Source organism: Chitinophagaceae bacterium C216, assembly GCA_028485475.2.
In the GTDB taxonomy this organism is placed as follows: domain Bacteria; phylum Bacteroidota; class Bacteroidia; order Chitinophagales; family Chitinophagaceae; genus Niabella; species Niabella composti.
The window spans coordinates 3023980-3041879 of sequence record CP144143.1 but is presented as its reverse complement, the minus strand read 5'-3'; the positions used below and the strand labels follow the sequence as shown (position 1 = coordinate 3041879).

The window sequence follows — 17900 nt, the reverse complement described above, 5'->3', positions numbered from 1 at the left end:
TTTGTTTTTATGGGGATAATATGCAAAATATTTAATGGAGCATAAGCCGATATTTTCTGTACGTTTGGACAATTTTTAAACCTAAACACCATGAAACAAATATTAAGTTTTATATTGATTCTTACAGTTATGGAAGTATGTGCTCAAATTCAGTATCCGGTGACAAGAAAGGAGGCTGTGGTAGAGGATTATTTTGGAACTAAAGTAGAGGATCCGTACCGATGGCTAGAGGATGACAATGCGGAAGAAACTAAAAAATGGGTGATCGAACAAAATAAGGTAACCAACGCTTATCTGGCACAGATTCCGTTTCGGGATAAGATAAAAAGCCGTCTAGAACAGCTGTGGAACTATCCCAAATTCGGTGCTCCGTTTAAAAAAGGCGATTGGTATTATTATTTCAAGAACGATGGATTACAAAATCAATCGGTTTTGTACCGGACTAGGGATCTGAACGACGAACCCGAAGTATTTCTGGATCCTAATACGCTGAGTAAAGAAGGCATTGTTGCATTAAGCGGGCTATCTTTCAGTAAATCAGGTAAACTGGCTGCTTACGCCATTTCGAAAGCGGGAAGCGACTGGAGAGAAATCTTTGTAATGGATGTGAAGACCAAAAAACTGCTGAGCGATAAAATAGAGTGGACCAAATTTAGTGGTGCTGCCTGGAAGGGAGATGAAGGTTTTTATTACAGTGCTTACGACAGGCCCGATGAAAGCTCTAAACTGAGCAAGGCCAATGAATATCAGAAGGTATATTATCATAAAATAGGTACACCACAATCAGAGGATGTACTGGTTTATGAAGATAAGGAGCATCCTAAGCGTTATTTCGGTTGTGGTCTTACCGAGGACCAGCGTTTTCTCATTTTGAGTATTTCCGAAGGTACCAGTGGTAGTGAAATCTGGTATCGCGATCTGAAAAATGCTAATGATAAGGAGTTTAAATTATTGGTAAAAGGTTTTGATACCGAGTCGGATGTGGTGGATAGTCATGGTGATTATTTATTGCTAAAAACCAATTATCAGGCTCCCAATTATCGGGTGGTACTGGTAGATCCCCAAAATCCTGCCCGCGAAAACTGGAAAACTGTAATTCCCGAACAAAAAGAAGTACTGGAAAGTGTAGGTACCGGAGGTGGCAATTTGTTTGCCCGCTATCTAAAAGATGCCTCTAGTAAAGTGTTTCAATATGATTATAGTGGTAAGCTGATTCGCGAAATTGAGCTCCCGGGTATTGGTACTGCCGGCGGCTTCGGCGCCGAAAAGGATGATAAGGAGTTTTATTATAGTTTTTCATCTTTTGCCACGCCGCCTACCATATATAAATATGACATAGCCACCGGAAAATCTGAGCTATATAAAACCACAGAAATTAAAATCAATACCTCCGATATTATAACAGAGCAGGTGTTTTTTACCAGTAAGGATGGTACTAAAGTACCTATGTTTCTAACTTACAAAAAAGGAATTAAGAAAGACGGTTCCAATCCCGTATTGCTTTACGGTTACGGCGGGTTTAATATTCCTATGACTCCCAGCTTCAGTGTTAGTAATACATTTTTTGTGGAGCAGGGAGGTATATATGTAGTAGTGAATCTTCGTGGTGGTAGCGAATATGGTGAGGAGTGGCATAAGGCAGGTATGTTGCTCAATAAGCAAAATGTATTTGATGATTTTATTGCTGCAGCAGAGTATCTGATAGAAAATAAATACACTAATAGCCAGAAGATAGCCATACGCGGGGGTAGCAATGGTGGGTTATTAGTAGGTGCTGTGATGACCCAGCGCCCGGAGCTGTTCCAAGTAGCTATTCCTCAGGTTGGTGTACTGGATATGCTGCGCTTTCATAAATTTACTGTAGGCTGGGGTTGGGTAGTGGAATATGGTAGTGCCGACTCAGCTAAGCATTTTCCATATTTATATAAATACTCTCCTTATCATAATTTGAAAAAAGGAGTAGCTTATCCTGCTACATTAATTACTACGGCCGATCATGATGACCGCGTAGTACCCGCTCATTCTTTTAAATTTGCGGCTCGATTGCAAGAATATCATCAAGGTGCTAATCCGGTGCTTATTCGTATCGAAACGAATGCCGGGCATGGAGCCGGAAAACCTACCAGCAAGATGATTGAAGAAGCTGCAGATATCTGGGCATTTACCATGTACAACTTGGGTATGCCTTTCAGAGAACAATAAGCTACTTGAAGGAACAGTTTGTTAGCGGGTTATATTTTAATTTATATTTAAACAGAGGTAAAAGGTTGCGAGGGCAACTTGATACTGGTTTTAACCCCTTGGATCGGATACTAAACCTTTTCCCTCTATTTTTGTAAATAGTTAAATATATTTTTTATATGGCTGATGAGAATATCGAAAAAGTGCATTGTCTGATTATAGGTTCCGGGCCTGCAGGTTACACGGCCGCGATTTATGCTGCGCGTGCTAATCTGAAACCTGTTTTGTATCAGGGATTACAGCCGGGAGGACAATTAACCATTACTACTGAAGTTGAGAATTATCCCGGATATCCTGAGGGAGTTCAGGGGCCTGAAATGATGATTGATTTTGAAAAGCAGGCCAAGCGGATGGGAGCGGACATTCGCTATGGTATCGCTACCAAAGTGGACTTTTCAGGTCATCCGCATAAAGTATGGATTGATGATGAAAAGTTGATTGAAGCGGATGCTGTAATTATTTGTACCGGCGCTTCAGCTAAATGGCTGGGATTACCTGGCGAACAGCGCCTCAATGGATTTGGTGTAAGTGCTTGCGCGGTATGCGACGGTTTTTTCTTCAGAGGTAAAGAAGTCGCCATTGTAGGAGCCGGCGATACGGCCGCTGAAGAAGCATTATACTTATCGAAGATTTGTAGCACGGTGCATATGCTTGTGCGTCGCGATGAAATGCGCGCCAGTAAAGTGATGCAAGAACGGGTACGTAATACACCCAATATTAAGATTTACTTTAACACCGAAACCGAAGATGTATTGGGTGAGGATAAAGTAACAGGTGTGCGTGTAAGAAATAACAAAAGCGGTGAGATAACCGAAATTCCGGTAAGCGCATTTTTCGTTGCAATTGGACATCAGCCCAATTCTGAGATCTTTAAGGATTATCTGGAAATGGACGAAACCGGTTATATCAAAACAATTCCCGGTACTACCAAAACCAATGTGGAAGGCGTATTTGCCGCAGGTGATGTGCAGGACAAAATTTATCGTCAGGCCATTACTGCAGCGGGTAGCGGTTGTATGGCTGCATTGGACGCAGAAAGATACTTGGGTGAAAAAGGATTATAACTTCAGTAATGCTTATAACCTTACATCTGGAAAAGCTGAAGTTCTTCGCCTATCACGGGTTATATGAAGAAGAAAGAAAGTTGGGGAATGAGTTCGAATTGAATATTTCGGTCTCATTCTTCTCAACACACCCGGTTATTAGGGATATAGATCAGACCATTAATTATGCGGCTATATATGAACTTGTCAAAATTGAAATGACACATCCTTGTGCGCTGTTGGAAACATTTTTAACTGAACTAGCCGAGAAAATTAAAAATCAATTTCCGCAAGTAGCCAAGCTGAAGATGAGTCTATACAAGCTGCATATGCCACTGGCTAATTTTCAGGGCAGGGTGGGGGTAGAAATTGAAAAGGAGTATTAATCACTATCGGTCCCCACATTATTTCAAATCCTCATTACTAAAAGCAAAGGGTAGTAAGTTTTTTGCGCTTTCAATAATATATACAGGACCTTCTATACCGGCCAGTAGTAAGCGTATGGGATGTTTTACCCTGTTTTCATATTCCAATAATGACTGACGGCATAATCCGCACGGTGATATAGGTGTATTGCTTACGCCATCTGCAGGTTTATAGGTAATGGCCATCGTATGAATTATTGCATTGGGATATAAACTCCCTACGGTAGACAGTAATGTTCTTTCGGCGCAAATACCCACAGGAAAGGATGCGTTTTCTTGATTTGTTCCCTTTACAATTTGTCCGTTAGCCAGCCTAGCAGCACTGGCTACATGAAATCGAGAGTACGGCGCATAAGCCGTTCCGATAAATTCCTCAGCCTGCTGCAGTAATGCTGCATCCTCCACACTTAATTCACCTCTATCTTCAACAATGGTGTAAGCGAACTGATAAATTTTTTCCTTCATTGTGTGCGTATTCTATAATTAAAGATACTAATGTTGACTACACAGCGATTAAAAAAATTATATTTGTAGTCATTCAATTCTTAAAAAGGGAAAGTACATGATTAAAAAATTATTTGTTTTATCAACTGCAGTATTGCTGTCCATCGCCGCTCTGGCATCGGATGCAAAAGATTTGATTGGAAGATGGGATATTACCGTAGACAAAGGCGGAAAACAGGTGCCTTCATGGCTGGAAGTAAAGTTATCAGGTATTAAAACCCTGGTGGGATATTTCGTGGGTGAAAGTGGTAGTGTTCGTCCGATTTCGGAAGTAAAATTTGAAAACGGAAAATTCTCTTTTGCCATACCTCCACAATGGGAAACGGAGCCCAATAATTTGGTGGTAGAAGGAACATTATCTGCGAATGGTATCGAGGGTACCATGGTATACCCTAATGGTAAAAAATATAACTGGAAGGGTGTAAGAGCCCCTTATCTGAAAAGAGATAAAGCGCCGCAGTGGGGTGCGCCTATCAAATTATTTAATGGTAAAGACCTAACCGGATGGAAAGCCGTTGGCGGCAAAAACGGATGGGAGGTGAAAGATGGAATTCTGGTTAATGTTAAGCCCGGAGCGAATCTTATTTCCGAGCAAAAGTTTGAAGACTTTAAATTACATATCGAGTTTCGATACCCCAAAGGTAGCAACAGTGGTGTATATCTGCGCGGCCGTTATGAAGTGCAGATAATGGATAGTGATAAATCGGAACATCCATCAAGTGTATTATTTAGTGGTATTTACGGTTTCTTAACTCCGAGCGAAATCAACTCCAAAGGCCCTGGCGAATGGCAAACTTATGATATCACCTTGGTAGGCAGAATGGTTACTGTGGTAGCAAATGGTAAAACAGTTATCTCTAATCAGGAAATTCCGGGGATTACAGGAGGGGCTTTAGATAGTAATGAAGGTGCGCCCGGACCTATCTATCTACAAGGCGACCATGGTCCTGTCGAATTCAGAAGTATCGTAATTACACCTGCGAAATAAAAAAATTGGGTTATCGTTTTGCTGCTTTGCCAAAATGTGCTATATTTGCACCGCGAGGTAGAGCAGCGGTAGCTCGTCGGGCTCATAACCCGAAGGTCCCAGGTTCGATCCCTGGCTTCGCAACTAAAGTATTAAGGCCGTTCGCTTTAAAGTGAGCGGCTTTTTTTGTTGAAGGTTTCTTTTTTGATTTTATATAGTTTGATTTTAGTCAAAAATCAGCCATAATAAAAGATTCAAAAACAACCATAGCAGAGCGTCTTGAAGGCAGGTTTTGTAAACATATTCGGGAAGCCCAATGCCGGGAAAAGCACCCTATTAAATGCATTAATGGGTGAAAAGTTAGCTATTGTGTCTCCCAAAGTACAGACAACTCGGCATCGTATTAAAGCCATACTCACCGAGAAGGATTATCAGATTATTTTCAGTGATACGCCCGGAATAATCCAGCCTCAGTACAAGCTTCATGAAAAGATGATGCAGAGTGTAAAGAATGCTCTGGAAGATGCCGATGTAGCGATACTTTTAGTAGATGTAAATGATAACTGGGAAGAGAATGATACCCTGTTTTCAGGACTAAAACTTAAAGTGCCTGCTATTGTTGCTATCAATAAGGTCGATAAGGCCGATGCGGCCAAAGTGCAGGAGGCGATAAATTTTTTTGAACAGAAAGATTATGCTAAAAAAGTTATTGCTATCTCAGCTTGGAAAGGGGTTGCGTACGAAACCTTCTTTAAGCCTATCTTGGAATTTCTACCCGAGGGGGCTCCATTTTATGATGACAGCGAGAGTATCAGTGACCTCCCCGAAAAGTTTTTTGTCAGTGAGCTAATACGTGAAAAAATATATGAACTCACACAGGATGAAATTCCGTATCATACAACTGTGTTGATAAGAGAGTTCAAGGAAAAACTAACACTCACAAAAATCGTAGCAGATATTATTGTACAACGAGAATCACAGAAGATGATACTCATTGGCGAAAAGGGGAAGATGATTAAGCAGATTGGCACATTGGCGCGCGCAGATATCGAGGCTTTTTTAGATCGCAAGGTTTTTCTTGAACTTTTTGTGAAAGTGCGTCCGAAATGGAGAGATAATGATATGCAGCTGAAAGAATACGGATACGGCATATAACGTTAGGGAGAATAGGGGGCTAAGAATAGTGAGTTATACGATTTAAAATTTTAATGCGATGGGTTTTACAGTAGCAATAGTCGGCAGACCAAATGTAGGAAAGAGTACATTGTTTAATCGCCTGCTGGAACAACGTAAGGCGATTGTCGACGATGTAAGCGGCGTAACGCGCGACAGACAGTACGGCGTCAGCGACTGGAATGGCAAATCCTTCAATGTGATTGATACGGGAGGGTTTGTTCACGGTAGTGAAGACGTTTTTGAAAAAGAAATTGCCAAGCAGGTATTGATTGCTGTGGAAGAGGCCGATGCTATTTTGTTTCTGGTTGATGCTGCCACAGGTGTTACGCATCTGGATGAAGAAATGGCTGATGTGCTGCGCAAAAGTGTGAAGCCTGTCTTTCTTACCGTGAATAAAGTGGATAACCCTGAGCGCATGCTAGACGCTACAGAGTTTTATAGCCTAGGATTTGAAAGGGTATTTTTTATTGCTTCGATTAGTGGAAGTGGTACAGGTGAACTTTTGGATGCGCTTACAGAATTAATACCAGAAGATAAAAAAGAAGTAGAGGAAAAAGAGGCATTACCCAAGTTCGCTATCATTGGCCAACCTAACGTGGGGAAGTCCTCATTGTTAAATGCACTGGTGGGGCAGGAGCGGACTATAGTTAGTAATATAGCCGGTACTACCCGCGACTCCATTCATACTTATTACAATCTTTTTCAGAAAGAATTTATACTAATTGATACGGCAGGTATTCGCCGCAAATCTCGTGTACATGAGGATTTGGAGTTTTATTCTGTAATTCGGGCTATCAAAGCGGTTGATGAGGCCGATGTGTGTTTGCTGGTCATCGATGCCGAAAAAGGAGTGACTGCGCAGGATTTAAACATCTTCAGCCTTGCCGCACGTAAAGGGAAGGGGCTACTGCTGTTGGTAAACAAGTGGGACCTCATAGAAAAGGATACCAATACTGCCCGAGATTACGAACAGGAATTAAAAAAACGGTTGGCGCCTTTTAACGATGTACCGATAATTTTTATTTCGGCATTGAAAAAAACACGCATCTTTAAAGCGATGGAAACTGCGCTTGAGGTGTATGAAAACCGTAAACGCAAGGTGTCTACGGCTCAACTGAATGATATAATGCTAAAAGCAATTCAGGCACATCATGCGCCTGTAGTACGGGGACACTCCATCAAAATTAAGTTTGTTACACAACTGCCTACGGAAGTACCTTCATTTGCGTTCTTCTGTAATTTCCCTGACGATATCAAAGCGCCTTATAAAAACTATTTGGAAAATCAATTGCGTAAAAACTTTAACTTTAGGGGGGTGCCAGTGCGATTATTTTTTAGAAAAAAATAATTGATAAGTAAGGATTACCATTAGGTATTTATTGGGATTAACAATAAGTAGTATCCGGTAATGAAGTGCCCTCTTTTAATCCTTAAACAGGATAGAAGTAGGACATTTTCATGTGGTTGATTTAAAACTTTAAGCACATGAGAGGATTGTTTTTGTTTTTAGTTATTCTGAGTTTAATCGGTTGTAACAATAGCTCATCAAACCAAAATGTTGAAAAGACCAATAAGGTACAGTTGTCTCAAGAAGCTAAAAAGCATGAAAAAAAAGTAGATACCACCTTGGCCTCATTAGGCGATTCGCTAAAGGCAGACTGGAGGCATGTAAAGACTAAAATAAAGGAACATGCTCAAGAGCTGACAGAGACTGCTAATAAAGGGGTAAATAAAATAAAGCAAGAGGCAAAAAAGATAAAGAGTACAGCCAAAGCAGAGTCTGAAGGAGTAAAATAAGAATTAAAGCTATAGCTGAAGATTATTGTGAATACTGAGAGCAAACATAGGTTTGCTCTTTTTTTATGTATGGTAGGTACAGTTGTGGAAAATATCGATAGTATAAAGTTTTTTAAGCCTGCATAAAAAACTACTTTTGGGGAAATATTAGCAATATGAATATGAGTTTGCAGGAAAAATTGAGAAAGGCTGCTATGGAAAAAATAGAAAAGCAAAAAGAGGAAGGACGTGCGTTTTTGGAAAATAACAAAAACAAAGAGGGCGTGAAGGAACTGGAAGGCGGCATACAGTATGAAGTCATTAAAGAAGGAACTGGAATTCAGCCTGTATTATCAGATTCTATTACTGCGCATTACAAAGGTGCGTTGCTTAACGGAAAAGAGTTTGATAGTTCTTTTAAAAGGAATCAGCCGTTTACAGCTCGCTTAACACAGCTAATAAAAGGTTGGCAAATTGCCATTCCTTTAATGAAAGAGGGCAGCCATTGGAGGTTGTGGATTCCTTCCGATTTGGCTTACGGAGATAGAGGTGCCGGTCCTGATATTCCAGGGGGCGCCACATTAATGTTTGAAGTGGAGCTGTTAAAAGTAAACAGATAATAAGCCGCTATGAAATGGGAAGTCATAAAATCCGAACAGCTATTTAATGACCTATGGTTTAAAGTACGCAAGGATGTGTGCAGGACTCCCGAAGGGAAAATTGTAGACCCCTATTATGTTTATGAGTTTCCTACATGGGTGACCTGTTTCGCGCTTACAGAAGATAATAAGGTGATTATGGAGCAACAGTACCGTCATGCTATAGGCGAAGTGTGCTGGGAAATTCCCGGTGGTTGCGTGGATGAAGACGATGCCAGTCTGGAAGATGCTATAAAACGTGAATTGCTTGAAGAGACAGGATATGAATTTTCCCATTTCGAGTACTTGGGCAAGACTTGTGCGAATCCGTCCACGAATAATAACTGGATGCACATGTTTCTAGCTACCGGCGGTAGAAAGACAAGTGACCAACATTTAGATCCGAATGAAGAAATTCGGGTAGCGTTGATGGATTTGGAAACATTTAAGCAAATGTTCCGCAATAATGAATTTATACAGTCCATGCATGTAACTTGTATGTTGTATGCATTGATGAAGCTAGGTGAACTTGAAGTGTAATTGTAGCCGCATAAACCCGAAGTACTGCTAACTTATGCCTTATCGTAAGCATTTAAGCAAAGACCTTATCTTAAAAAAGCTTATTAAGCAACAGGGGGGCTATGTTTTAGAAAGAAAGAAAAACATTCATTTGCACCTGTGTGCCTCCATTATCAGTCAGCAACTAAGCACAAAAGTAGCTGCCGTAATCTATGCTCGTTTCATGCAGTTATTTAATAAGCGTAACCCGCGTCCTGAAGATATCTTATCCGTTACTGATGAGGCATTCAAAAGTGTGGGGTTGTCGAATTCGAAAGCATCTTATATCAAAAACGTTTGTCGATTCTTTATTGAGAATAAACTGACGGATGCCAAGCTTCATAAACTCAGCGATGAAGAGCTGGTAGAGCTATTAACGCAGATAAAAGGTGTAGGTAGATGGACCGTAGAAATGTTGCTGATGTTTACATTGGGTAGGGAAGATGTGTTTTCAGTTGGAGATTTAGGCTTGCAGAAAGCAATGATAGAGCTGTACAATATAGAGTATGCGAATAAGCAAGAGCTAGCATCGAAAATGGAAGCAATTGCAGAGCGATGGAGACCCTATCGTACTTATGCTTGCCGTTATCTGTGGAGGTATCGTGATGCACCTTTAGTTCCGATGTAATTTGTTATAAATAAAAAATGAGCCGCTGAACAGCGGCTCATTTAATTTTGCAAAGGGTACTTTTTATGGTTTTAAGGCCCACCACAATGGTGTGTGCACTTTATCTTCTCCTCCTAATGCTTGTAGAGCGCTTTCATAACCTACTTTATTGGCTGCAGGTAATGAACCCGGATATTTCAGTCGTTGAGGGAAGAACTCTACTTTGCTGGTCATGTAATTGCTTTCTGTTAAAGCAGGAACATCATCCAGTGGAATTTCAATAGCTGGGTTTTCGAAGAAAGGTAATCCCAGTCTACGTTTATCATTCCAAGCTTCCAAAGGAAGGTAAGGAAGCATAGATATAAACTTCTGTGTGATGATTTTTGTAAGATGGTCATTTCTTACTGTTCCATTTTTGTACAGGTTGTTTACGGGATATTTGATCTGTACGGTTCCGGCAGCGCCTGTGTATCCATCCACATAGTTCATAGTATAACTGTCGCCGGGCTCGGTAGTATGCTCCCAGTTTACAGAAGTGCCGGTTCTACTATAAGTGGTAGAAGCCAGATAGGCTGAGAGATGTTGTGATACTCCCCAGTATTCGAAGTTGGCTGCAATGCCAGCTTCGTAAGCTGCTTTAGCAGACATGGGTACTGTCCAGCCTCTTACTGCTGCTTCGGCAATCAGGAAGTAAGTTTCCCACGGAGCGAAGAATATTCTTCTGTTGGTTCCGTTTCTGAAACGCATAGCAAGGGTAGGAGTGGTACCGTTAAAGCCGATTACCTGATTTTTGGAGCCTACTCTTCCCCAGTTACCTGTGGTGATGGCATTCCAGGTATAGGCTGCATCAATTGTTTTGATGACATTTCCATTATCATCCAACAGGTTTCTACTGGTAGTGGTAGAAGTGTTATCCCAGGTAGGATAGTTACAGAAATCAGGGTTATTAAACCATCCAGGGATAATAAACGCTTTATAAGCACGAGGATCGATAATGTTGGGTAAGCCATCAAGCCAATATCCTACGGTAGGGTCATTGGTTTTAGTAGTATAGTGATTAGCAAATTTTAACCCAATATAATCTGCTGGTTTAATCTTGGCTACTGCGGCAGCCGGAAGCCCTTGATTTGCCGAAGGTATACCTCCCAAACCTGTGAAGATATTATTTAGTGAAGCGGTCAGCATTTGAAGATTCCATTGTCTGGTCATCACACCTGTAAGATCATCCCAGCCATTGTTTTCTATTACGCTGAACATATCTTCAGCATTTAAGATCACCTTGCTACCGCTTACGGCATCTTCAAATTCAGCTTTGGCCTTCGCTGCATCTACTTCCGAGAGACGCATAGCTAATCTCATACGGAGGGAGTTGGCAAATTTTTGCCATTGTTCCCAGTTGTATTTATAGTTCCATGCGATTTTTTCATTATTGAGCGATGAAGGACTTTCTACGGAAAGATTTATTTGCGCAGCAGCTTCCTTGAGTTCAGCCAAGGCAAAGTAGTATACATCTTTTACAGGGCTGTAGGTGGGATTTGTCCCTTCAAACCCATTCAATGGAGCTGGTCCAAAATTGTCCGAAAACTCTGTTATCAAGTAGGCTCTCCATATTCGGGCAACTTGAATAAGGTTAGATGTATACAATTTAGCGGTGCCATTGGAGATTTGAGATTCTCCTACTTTAACAGCTCTATTAATTTTATTTTGCCAGTCTGCAGATTTATTAAAATAGGCTGTAGTCCACCCATCATTCACATATCCGTCTTCCAATGTTCCTCCTTCATAACCCTGACGGCCACCTGATTTCCAGTAAAGGATAAAAGAGCGTTCTGCGACATCCGGATCCATCTGTGCTCCTACAATAGAACTATTAATTAAGTATTCTACTTGTACCTGATCCTCGTTAGCTGCGAGAGGATTGGTATTGATCGCATCAAACTTTTTACATGATGCAGCTGCCACCATCAGCAAAGCAGCAATGATCAGCTTGTTTGATTGTTTATGTTTCATGATTCGTTTTTTAAAGATTAGAAGTTCAGAGATAAGTTGATGAAAAATGTTCTGGATGTAGGAGGAGCCATATTTTCAAATCCTACTGCATTAGTGCCTAAAGCGAAGACAGATTCTGGATCTACTCCATTCATGTGGCTCTTGATCATCCATACATTATTACATGATACTCCTATCTGAGCTCCCTGCATGCCAATTTTGTTTGCCCATGTATTAGGAAGTCTGTAATTAAGCTGAACATTTCTTAGACGAATGTTGGTGGCATCATATACGTTTCTTTCATGAATGCCTAGGTTGCCACCACCAAGAGAGCCCCAGTATTGTTGAGGATTGGCGGCAATTGTATTTTTTTCGTAACCTACAACCACTCCATCTACTACTACTTCAGTTACGCCATCTACGATAAACGGAGCTCTTTCGCCATTTACGACTGTAGCAGCAGCGGTACCGGCTGTTTGCATAAAGTAGTTGGTAGCAGAGAATATTTCACCTCCGAAACGGCCATCAATTAAGAATGAAAAAGAGAAGTTTTTATAGTGGAACTGGTTGCTCCAGCCCAACAGCATATCGGCTTGTTGATTACCCAGCTTAGCATCTGTTTCACCTACTTGAGGTAAACCGTTGTCAAATCTTACAATCAGCTGTCCGTAATAGGGGCTATTAGGATCGGTGACACGTTTGAAACGGCTTCCGTAAATATCCCCATAGTAGCTACCGGTAATGGCCATGATTTTTAAAGCATCATATCCCCCGATCTGATATCTTGAGACACCCAAATGATCAGCAAGGTCTACAATCTTGGTTCTGTTTCTGGAGAAGTTCAATGTAGAGCTCCAGTTTAATCCAGAACTGCTTTGTAAAATCTGTCCGTTGATGACCAGCTCTATACCCTGATTTTGAATGTTACCCGCATTAATCATTCTAAAGGAGTATCCGCTCATTGGGTCGAGAGGTAGGCGTATCAGCTGATTAGTAGCATTCGATTTATAATAAGTAAAGTCGATACCTAAGCGATTTTTAAGAAAGCGTAGCTCGGTACCCAGCTCTACGTTTTTAATTAACTCATTTTTTACGCTATCACTAAAATAGATACTATTGGTTCCTGCATTCGTTACTCCGTTAGGGTCTTTGCTAATAGTATAGGTGTTGAATAATTGGTAAGGGAACATGTCGTTACCTACAGAAGAGTAAGAAGCACGCAGTTTACCATAGCTGAACCAGCTGGGTAAATCTTTGTTTCTGCTAATCAGATCACTGAAAACGAACGATGCACTTACTGATGGATAGAAGAATGAACGGTTGAATTCGCTCAAAGCAGAAGACCAGTCATTTCTGAATGTCGCGTCGATGAACAGGACCCCATCGTAACTCAGTTGTCCGGAGCCAAATACAGAGTTGATCTTTTTGTGAGTGTACTGCTGAGTAATGCTCGGATTGCCCATTGCGTTGGTGATAGCAAACAGGTTGGGTACTTCTAGTGGTGACGCAGTGGCACTTAGACCGCTGGTTTTTTGATCCATGAGATTTCCACCAATCATTAACTGTCCGCCAATTTTTTCAAACAAATTGTCTTTTTTGGCAGTAAACATGGCCGAATAGTTGGTTTCCTGGAACACATCTTTTCCCATGCGGTATTGACCATTGGTTACCAGCGGACTTCCTGCATAAGTTTTTGCTTCAGTATTGGTTGTATACATGTCAGTACCCACGCGAATCTCACCCATTAACCAATCAGTGAATTCATATTTAATATTTCCATTCAGCAAAAAGCGATCTCTTATATCTTCGTTGAGATTGTATTTTTCAGCCCAGTAGGGGTTTACACCATTACCTGAGCCATACCACCGCATATTGCCTGCTTCGTTTAATGGATTTCTAAAGTCAGTGATGTTAAGAGAGCGGGGAAATAAATTCAACAATCTAAATACGTTGTTGTCATTTACTCCACTCATGGGTCTGTTTTTAGCCTGAGTATTATTGTATTGCAATTTTGCATCAATAGTAAACTTTTCGGCCTCTCCCAATTTGGCTGTAGTACGCGCCATGATATTATTTCTGATAAGCTTGGCCCCAGGAATCATGCTGGTATTATCTACGCGATTGTAAGAAGAGTAGAATGAAATTTTACCCAGCATTTGTTGGAAAGAGATATTCTGGTTAGAAATAATACCAGTTTTTAGAAAGTTATGAATGTTGTCATATGCTCTCATTGGTGAGGTAGTGCTATCCCAGTTCTTTACTGGCTGACCTTCAATCTTCGGTCCCCAGCTTGAGGAAGAAGCAGGGTCGAAGATGCCATTACTACCCTGACCGAACGCGCTTTGCATGTCGGGAATCATAAAAGGATTTTCGAAGCCCACAGAAGAATTGATGCTGATACCTAATCCTTTTTGTGCGCGACCGGTTTTAGTAGTAATCAAAATCACCCCATTACCTGCACGTGTACCGTATAGCGCAGCCGCAGAAGGGCCTTTTAATACTGATATATTGGCAATATCTTCTGCATTTAGATCCGACAAACCGTTACCCATATCTAATGAAGGATTCCAGTAGTCGGAATTGCTTTGTCCTACAAAGTTGTTCATTGGAACGCCATCCACCACAATGAGGGGTTGGTTATCGTTGGTTAGCGATGTAAAGCCTCTGAGGAGTATTTTAGAAGAACCGGCAGGACCGTTGGAAGAACGCATGATCTGCAAACCGGCAACCTGTCCTGTTAAGGCATTGGTAATATTGGTTTCTTTCATGCCGGCCAGCGTTTCTCCTTTGACTTCTTGTACGGCATAACCTAGAGATTTAGCTTGACGTTTAATTCCCAGAGCTGTAACTACTACTTCTTCTTCGGCTTTTATAGCTCCTGCTTTTAGCACAACAGTTACAGATGTTGTCCCTTCTATATTTACTTGTGTTGTTTCAAAGCCTACAGCCGACACTTCCAGAACGTTACTTGTAGCATTGATGCTGAAGTTTCCTGCATCATCGGTAGCTGTTGCAACATTAGTACCTTTTACTGCCACTGTAGCGCCCGCTACGGCTTTCCCTTGCTCGTCGATAACTGTACCCGTTATCGTTCTTTGCTGTCCGTAGCTGAGTAGCGAAGTGCAGCACAGCAGCAAAGCAAGCAGCATTCTTTGCATTCTTGTTTTCATATTTGCCATTTTAATTTTTAATAAATAAAGGCGTCTTAGTCCTTCTACGCCGTGAATGAATATATCTTTCCCTGCAGCAGGCTTAGTAATTAAGCTTTCACAGGGTACGGGATATTTTATCGAAATTATCTACTACTAGTGCCGCAGCACCAATGATCTCAGCATTATATGTCAGTGATGAGATTTGAATATCGATGTGTTCTGCAAGCTTGGGAATACAATGTTCGTTAATAGCTTGCAGAATGGGGGCAATCCACACTTTACCGGCTCTGGAACCTACGCCACTAATTACAATAAGCTCTGGATTCAGCAAGTGAATCAATATAGCCACCCCTCTGCCTATGTTGTAAGCCGATGCCGATAGCTGTTCGATGGCAAACTTGTCGCCCTTTTGTGCGGCTTCGATGATTTTTTTAGCAGCTTCTTCTGTGGTTTCCTTACGAAGTGAAGATAGAAGTGTGTTATTACTAGCGTTTTTTAGCTTTTTAATAGCTTTTTCTACTACTATCTGTAGGGAGGTTTCTGTTTCGAGGCATCCATATTTGCCGCAGCTACACCGCTTGTTGTTATCAAACAAAGGGATATGACTGAACTCTCCAGCAAAGCCATCGTGCCCTCTAAATAGCTTTCCATTTGCGATAATCCCTAATCCTATTCCCCAGCCAATATTTAATACCATTACGTTTTGCCTATCTCTTGCAGCGCCCCATTTTAGCTCTGCTAAAGCAATAAGACTAGAGTCGTTGTCAATGAATGTTGGAATATGTAGCGCATTCTCCACATTGCTGATAATAGAACCTTCTTTGCAAGGGAGAAATGTGTGGTTTAAACCTCTTACCGGATCTACAAATCCAGGCATGCCGATGCCAATGCCAATAATCTTTGATGGAGCCACTCCGGCTTCATTGATGAAGCACTTAAGATGTGTAATAAGTGTGTTGAGTGCGTCTGGATGATTGGCTAGCGGCAAGTCGTACTTTTCAACCTTACCCACTATGGTATTGTCCGACGATATTAGAGCTATGCGGGTAACCAATTGGTCCATTGCAACAGCCACAATGTAAAACACGTTTTTTTTAATGCTGTACATCAAAGGTCTTCTACCGCCGGTCGATTCGGCGTAGCCACTTTCCACTACCAGTTTATGCTGAATGAGTTCGTTGAGGTATTGTGTGGTTAAGGGAATGCTTTTGTGTATGCGACTGCTTAAATCGGCACATGATAATACCTTATTGAAGAATAGCTGCTTCAATATTTCATTGTATAATCGTTGTTTCTTGGGAATTGCGCCGGCAATCATCAAAATAACTTTAGCAATATTTTAAAAACTTAGTATAAAAATATTATGATTTTGTAAAAACAAAAAAAACTTTTTAAAATTTTTATTAACTTAGGGGGAGTGTATTACCTTTTTTATTGTAATTCATTTATTTGTAAGGTTCTTTTAGTTTGCTTATGAGTAGCTAATAATTCTGAAATGTGAGATACGCTGTATGTTCTATAGGGAAGAGGGATGGATATCAGCAGAGTTTTGTCAAGTAGGGACGGTGCTAATACTTTTAAAATAATAATAACCCCTTGTCAGATTTCTAACAAGGGGCTTACCTACATAATAATGTATAATGCTTATTAATGTATTCTATCTCCTCTAATTTCCAATTGCTTCATGATCTCTACTTCGTGCTCTAGCCATTCGGCCCAGCGTTTGCGAACTTTTTCCTTAGGAAGATAGGTTTCGGCCAGATCAATAAAAAGAGTATAATGTCCTGCCTCGCTTTCCATAAAACGACGGTAAAATTTGGCCAGATAAGGATCGTTCAATCCCTCACTTAATCTTTTAAAACGTTCGCAGCTGCGCGCTTCAATCATGGCCATGGTCAGCAATTGATCAAGAAAACGATCGTCCGGGTGTCCTCCTTTTGATTGAAAATCAATGAGTGCATTTACATATTCGTCTTTTCTTTGCTTGCCCAGTTTCAGCCCACGTTTGTGAATTTCCTGTAATACGAGCCTAAAATGGCCCCATTCTTCGGTGACAATAGGGGCTAATTCTATCACTAGTTTTTCCTTATCACTGTATCTTTGTATGAGGGAGATACAACTGGTGGCGGCTTTTTGCTCGCAGTAAGCATGATCTGTAAGAATGGCCTCCAACGAAATTTCGGCCAGATTAACCCAGCGGGGATCTGTGGGTAGTTGTAACCCCAAAATATTTTTAGTATCCTGACTCAAATCCATGAGGGCAAAAATATCATTTATATCTGAAGATTAAGATGATAATCAGTTGCTTCAAAGGTATAAGGTAAAAGAGCGAAGAAATTTTGGTATGAATTCTACAAAAGCCTGAAAAAAAAGATGCATGTATTTCAAAATTTTTCCTACCTTTGCCGCCTTAAACGACAGGATACAAAACAGGATGACCTTTTAAAAAAGACAGTATGCCACTTACAAAAGAAAGAAACGCAAAGATTTTTGAAGAATTTGGTGGAAGCGCCACTAATACAGGTTCTATCGAGGGCCAAATCGCACAATTAACTGAGCGTATTAGCCAAATCAGTGCACATCTTAAACAGAACAAGAAAGATTACTCTTCACACCGCGGTTTGATGCAGTTGGTGGGAAGACGTAAAAGATTCTTGGCTTATTTACAAAAGCATAATCTGGAAGGTTATCGTGCTTTGATTGAAAAGCTGGGATTAAGAAAATAATTTCCCAATTCGTTTGACGTTGGGAAACTGGTTGTTTATCCTGGGGTTTGATATTTTGTTTTGGTAAATTTCAAGCTGATCATATTGGTATTCCCAAC

16 protein-coding genes and 1 tRNA gene are annotated in these 17900 nt (G+C 40.8%); 12 read left to right on the top strand and 5 right to left on the bottom strand.

Features of this window, described 5'->3' with window-relative positions; genetic code table 11:
- Positions 1-90 precede the first annotated feature (90 nt).
- The 3 genes from PIECOFPK_RS13125 to folB all read left to right on the top strand — a co-directional run bounded on the left by PIECOFPK_RS13125 (position 91) and on the right by folB (position 3670).
- Positions 91-2202 carry a prolyl oligopeptidase family serine peptidase gene (locus PIECOFPK_RS13125; RefSeq protein ID WP_409966094.1) on the top strand — a complete coding sequence of 704 codons (2112 nt, stop codon included), beginning with the start codon at positions 91-93 and terminating at the stop codon, positions 2200-2202.
- Positions 2203-2360: 158 nt separating this feature from the next.
- The gene (gene trxB / locus PIECOFPK_RS13120; RefSeq protein WP_330973821.1) at positions 2361-3305 is read left to right on the top strand and encodes a thioredoxin-disulfide reductase; all 945 of its coding nucleotides are present in this window, start codon (positions 2361-2363) and stop codon (positions 3303-3305) included.
- An 8-nt stretch (positions 3306-3313) separates the two neighbouring features.
- Positions 3314-3670: a dihydroneopterin aldolase gene (gene folB, locus PIECOFPK_RS13115; protein WP_330973822.1), complete on the top strand. Its 357-nt coding sequence runs from the start codon at positions 3314-3316 to the stop codon at positions 3668-3670.
- An 18-nt stretch (positions 3671-3688) separates the two neighbouring features.
- Here the strand turns inward: folB and PIECOFPK_RS13110 are convergent, their stop codons facing one another.
- A complete protein-coding gene (locus PIECOFPK_RS13110) occupies positions 3689-4174 on the bottom strand; it encodes a cytidine deaminase (RefSeq protein ID WP_330973823.1) in 486 nt (161 codons plus the stop codon).
- A 97-nt stretch (positions 4175-4271) separates the two neighbouring features.
- Here PIECOFPK_RS13110 and PIECOFPK_RS13105 point away from each other — a divergent pair, with 97 nt between their 5' ends.
- From PIECOFPK_RS13105 to PIECOFPK_RS13070, 8 genes are all read left to right on the top strand, one after another.
- Positions 4272-5201, top strand: a complete 930-nt coding sequence (locus tag PIECOFPK_RS13105; RefSeq protein ID WP_409966093.1) for a DUF1080 domain-containing protein — start codon at positions 4272-4274, stop codon at positions 5199-5201.
- Between the two features lie 51 nt (positions 5202-5252).
- Positions 5253-5324 (top strand) — tRNA-Met (locus PIECOFPK_RS13100).
- 135 nt (positions 5325-5459) lie between these two features.
- Positions 5460-6335: a GTPase Era gene (gene era / locus PIECOFPK_RS13095; protein WP_330973825.1), complete on the top strand. Its 876-nt coding sequence runs from the start codon at positions 5460-5462 to the stop codon at positions 6333-6335.
- 58 nt (positions 6336-6393) lie between these two features.
- Complete coding sequence (gene der / locus PIECOFPK_RS13090; protein WP_409966092.1) at positions 6394-7704, top strand: ribosome biogenesis GTPase Der; 1311 nt, start codon at positions 6394-6396, stop codon at positions 7702-7704.
- A gap of 137 nt (positions 7705-7841) precedes the next feature.
- Positions 7842-8153 (top strand): hypothetical protein, encoded by a 312-nt coding sequence (locus PIECOFPK_RS13085; RefSeq protein ID WP_330973827.1) that lies wholly within the window; start codon positions 7842-7844, stop codon positions 8151-8153.
- A 155-nt stretch (positions 8154-8308) separates the two neighbouring features.
- Positions 8309-8752, top strand: coding sequence for an FKBP-type peptidyl-prolyl cis-trans isomerase (locus PIECOFPK_RS13080; protein WP_409966091.1), 444 nt, complete (start codon positions 8309-8311; stop codon positions 8750-8752).
- A 9-nt stretch (positions 8753-8761) separates the two neighbouring features.
- Positions 8762-9310 (top strand): NUDIX hydrolase, encoded by a 549-nt coding sequence (locus PIECOFPK_RS13075; RefSeq protein ID WP_330973829.1) that lies wholly within the window; start codon positions 8762-8764, stop codon positions 9308-9310.
- 34 nt (positions 9311-9344) lie between these two features.
- Positions 9345-9956, top strand: coding sequence for a DNA-3-methyladenine glycosylase family protein (locus PIECOFPK_RS13070; RefSeq protein ID WP_330973830.1), 612 nt, complete (start codon positions 9345-9347; stop codon positions 9954-9956).
- A gap of 63 nt (positions 9957-10019) precedes the next feature.
- On the opposite strand, the gene PIECOFPK_RS13065 is transcribed toward PIECOFPK_RS13070, so the two are convergent.
- The 4 genes from PIECOFPK_RS13065 to PIECOFPK_RS13050 form a co-directional block, all read right to left on the bottom strand.
- A complete protein-coding gene (locus tag PIECOFPK_RS13065; RefSeq protein ID WP_330973831.1) occupies positions 10020-11945 on the bottom strand; it encodes a SusD/RagB family nutrient-binding outer membrane lipoprotein in 1926 nt (641 codons plus the stop codon).
- A gap of 17 nt (positions 11946-11962) precedes the next feature.
- The gene (locus tag PIECOFPK_RS13060) at positions 11963-15094 is read right to left on the bottom strand and encodes a SusC/RagA family TonB-linked outer membrane protein (protein ID WP_409966090.1); all 3132 of its coding nucleotides are present in this window, start codon (positions 15092-15094) and stop codon (positions 11963-11965) included.
- 97 nt (positions 15095-15191) lie between these two features.
- Complete coding sequence (locus tag PIECOFPK_RS13055) at positions 15192-16394, bottom strand: ROK family protein (protein WP_409966089.1); 1203 nt, start codon at positions 16392-16394, stop codon at positions 15192-15194.
- Between the two features lie 329 nt (positions 16395-16723).
- Entirely contained in the window at positions 16724-17332 is a 609-nt protein-coding gene (locus PIECOFPK_RS13050) for a tRNA-(ms[2]io[6]A)-hydroxylase (RefSeq protein ID WP_330973834.1), read from the bottom strand.
- Positions 17333-17532: 200 nt separating this feature from the next.
- Here PIECOFPK_RS13050 and rpsO point away from each other — a divergent pair, with 200 nt between their 5' ends.
- The gene (gene rpsO, locus PIECOFPK_RS13045) at positions 17533-17802 is read left to right on the top strand and encodes a 30S ribosomal protein S15 (protein WP_330973835.1); all 270 of its coding nucleotides are present in this window, start codon (positions 17533-17535) and stop codon (positions 17800-17802) included.
- The last annotated feature ends 98 nt before the right edge of the window (positions 17803-17900 follow it).

What these genes read in the sequence shown, in the direction of transcription:
- rpsO (WP_330973835.1), top strand. Translation starts at nt 17,533, where the DNA reads ATGCCACTTACAAAAGAAAGAAACGCAAAGATTTTTGAAGAATTTGGT.
- der (WP_409966092.1), top strand. Translation starts at nt 6,394, where the DNA reads ATGGGTTTTACAGTAGCAATAGTCGGCAGACCAAATGTAGGAAAGAGT.
- trxB (WP_330973821.1), top strand. Translation starts at nt 2,361, where the DNA reads ATGGCTGATGAGAATATCGAAAAAGTGCATTGTCTGATTATAGGTTCC.
- PIECOFPK_RS13110 (WP_330973823.1), bottom strand. Translation starts at nt 4,174, where the DNA reads ATGAAGGAAAAAATTTATCAGTTCGCTTACACCATTGTTGAAGATAGA.
- PIECOFPK_RS13125 (WP_409966094.1), top strand. Translation starts at nt 91, where the DNA reads ATGAAACAAATATTAAGTTTTATATTGATTCTTACAGTTATGGAAGTA.
- PIECOFPK_RS13060 (WP_409966090.1), bottom strand. Translation starts at nt 15,094, where the DNA reads ATGAAAACAAGAATGCAAAGAATGCTGCTTGCTTTGCTGCTGTGCTGC.
- PIECOFPK_RS13070 (WP_330973830.1), top strand. Translation starts at nt 9,345, where the DNA reads ATGCCTTATCGTAAGCATTTAAGCAAAGACCTTATCTTAAAAAAGCTT.
- PIECOFPK_RS13065 (WP_330973831.1), bottom strand. Translation starts at nt 11,945, where the DNA reads ATGAAACATAAACAATCAAACAAGCTGATCATTGCTGCTTTGCTGATG.
- PIECOFPK_RS13055 (WP_409966089.1), bottom strand. Translation starts at nt 16,394, where the DNA reads ATGATTGCCGGCGCAATTCCCAAGAAACAACGATTATACAATGAAATA.
- PIECOFPK_RS13085 (WP_330973827.1), top strand. Translation starts at nt 7,842, where the DNA reads ATGAGAGGATTGTTTTTGTTTTTAGTTATTCTGAGTTTAATCGGTTGT.
- PIECOFPK_RS13080 (WP_409966091.1), top strand. Translation starts at nt 8,309, where the DNA reads ATGAATATGAGTTTGCAGGAAAAATTGAGAAAGGCTGCTATGGAAAAA.
- PIECOFPK_RS13050 (WP_330973834.1), bottom strand. Translation starts at nt 17,332, where the DNA reads ATGGATTTGAGTCAGGATACTAAAAATATTTTGGGGTTACAACTACCC.
- folB (WP_330973822.1), top strand. Translation starts at nt 3,314, where the DNA reads ATGCTTATAACCTTACATCTGGAAAAGCTGAAGTTCTTCGCCTATCAC.
- PIECOFPK_RS13075 (WP_330973829.1), top strand. Translation starts at nt 8,762, where the DNA reads ATGAAATGGGAAGTCATAAAATCCGAACAGCTATTTAATGACCTATGG.
- PIECOFPK_RS13105 (WP_409966093.1), top strand. Translation starts at nt 4,272, where the DNA reads ATGATTAAAAAATTATTTGTTTTATCAACTGCAGTATTGCTGTCCATC.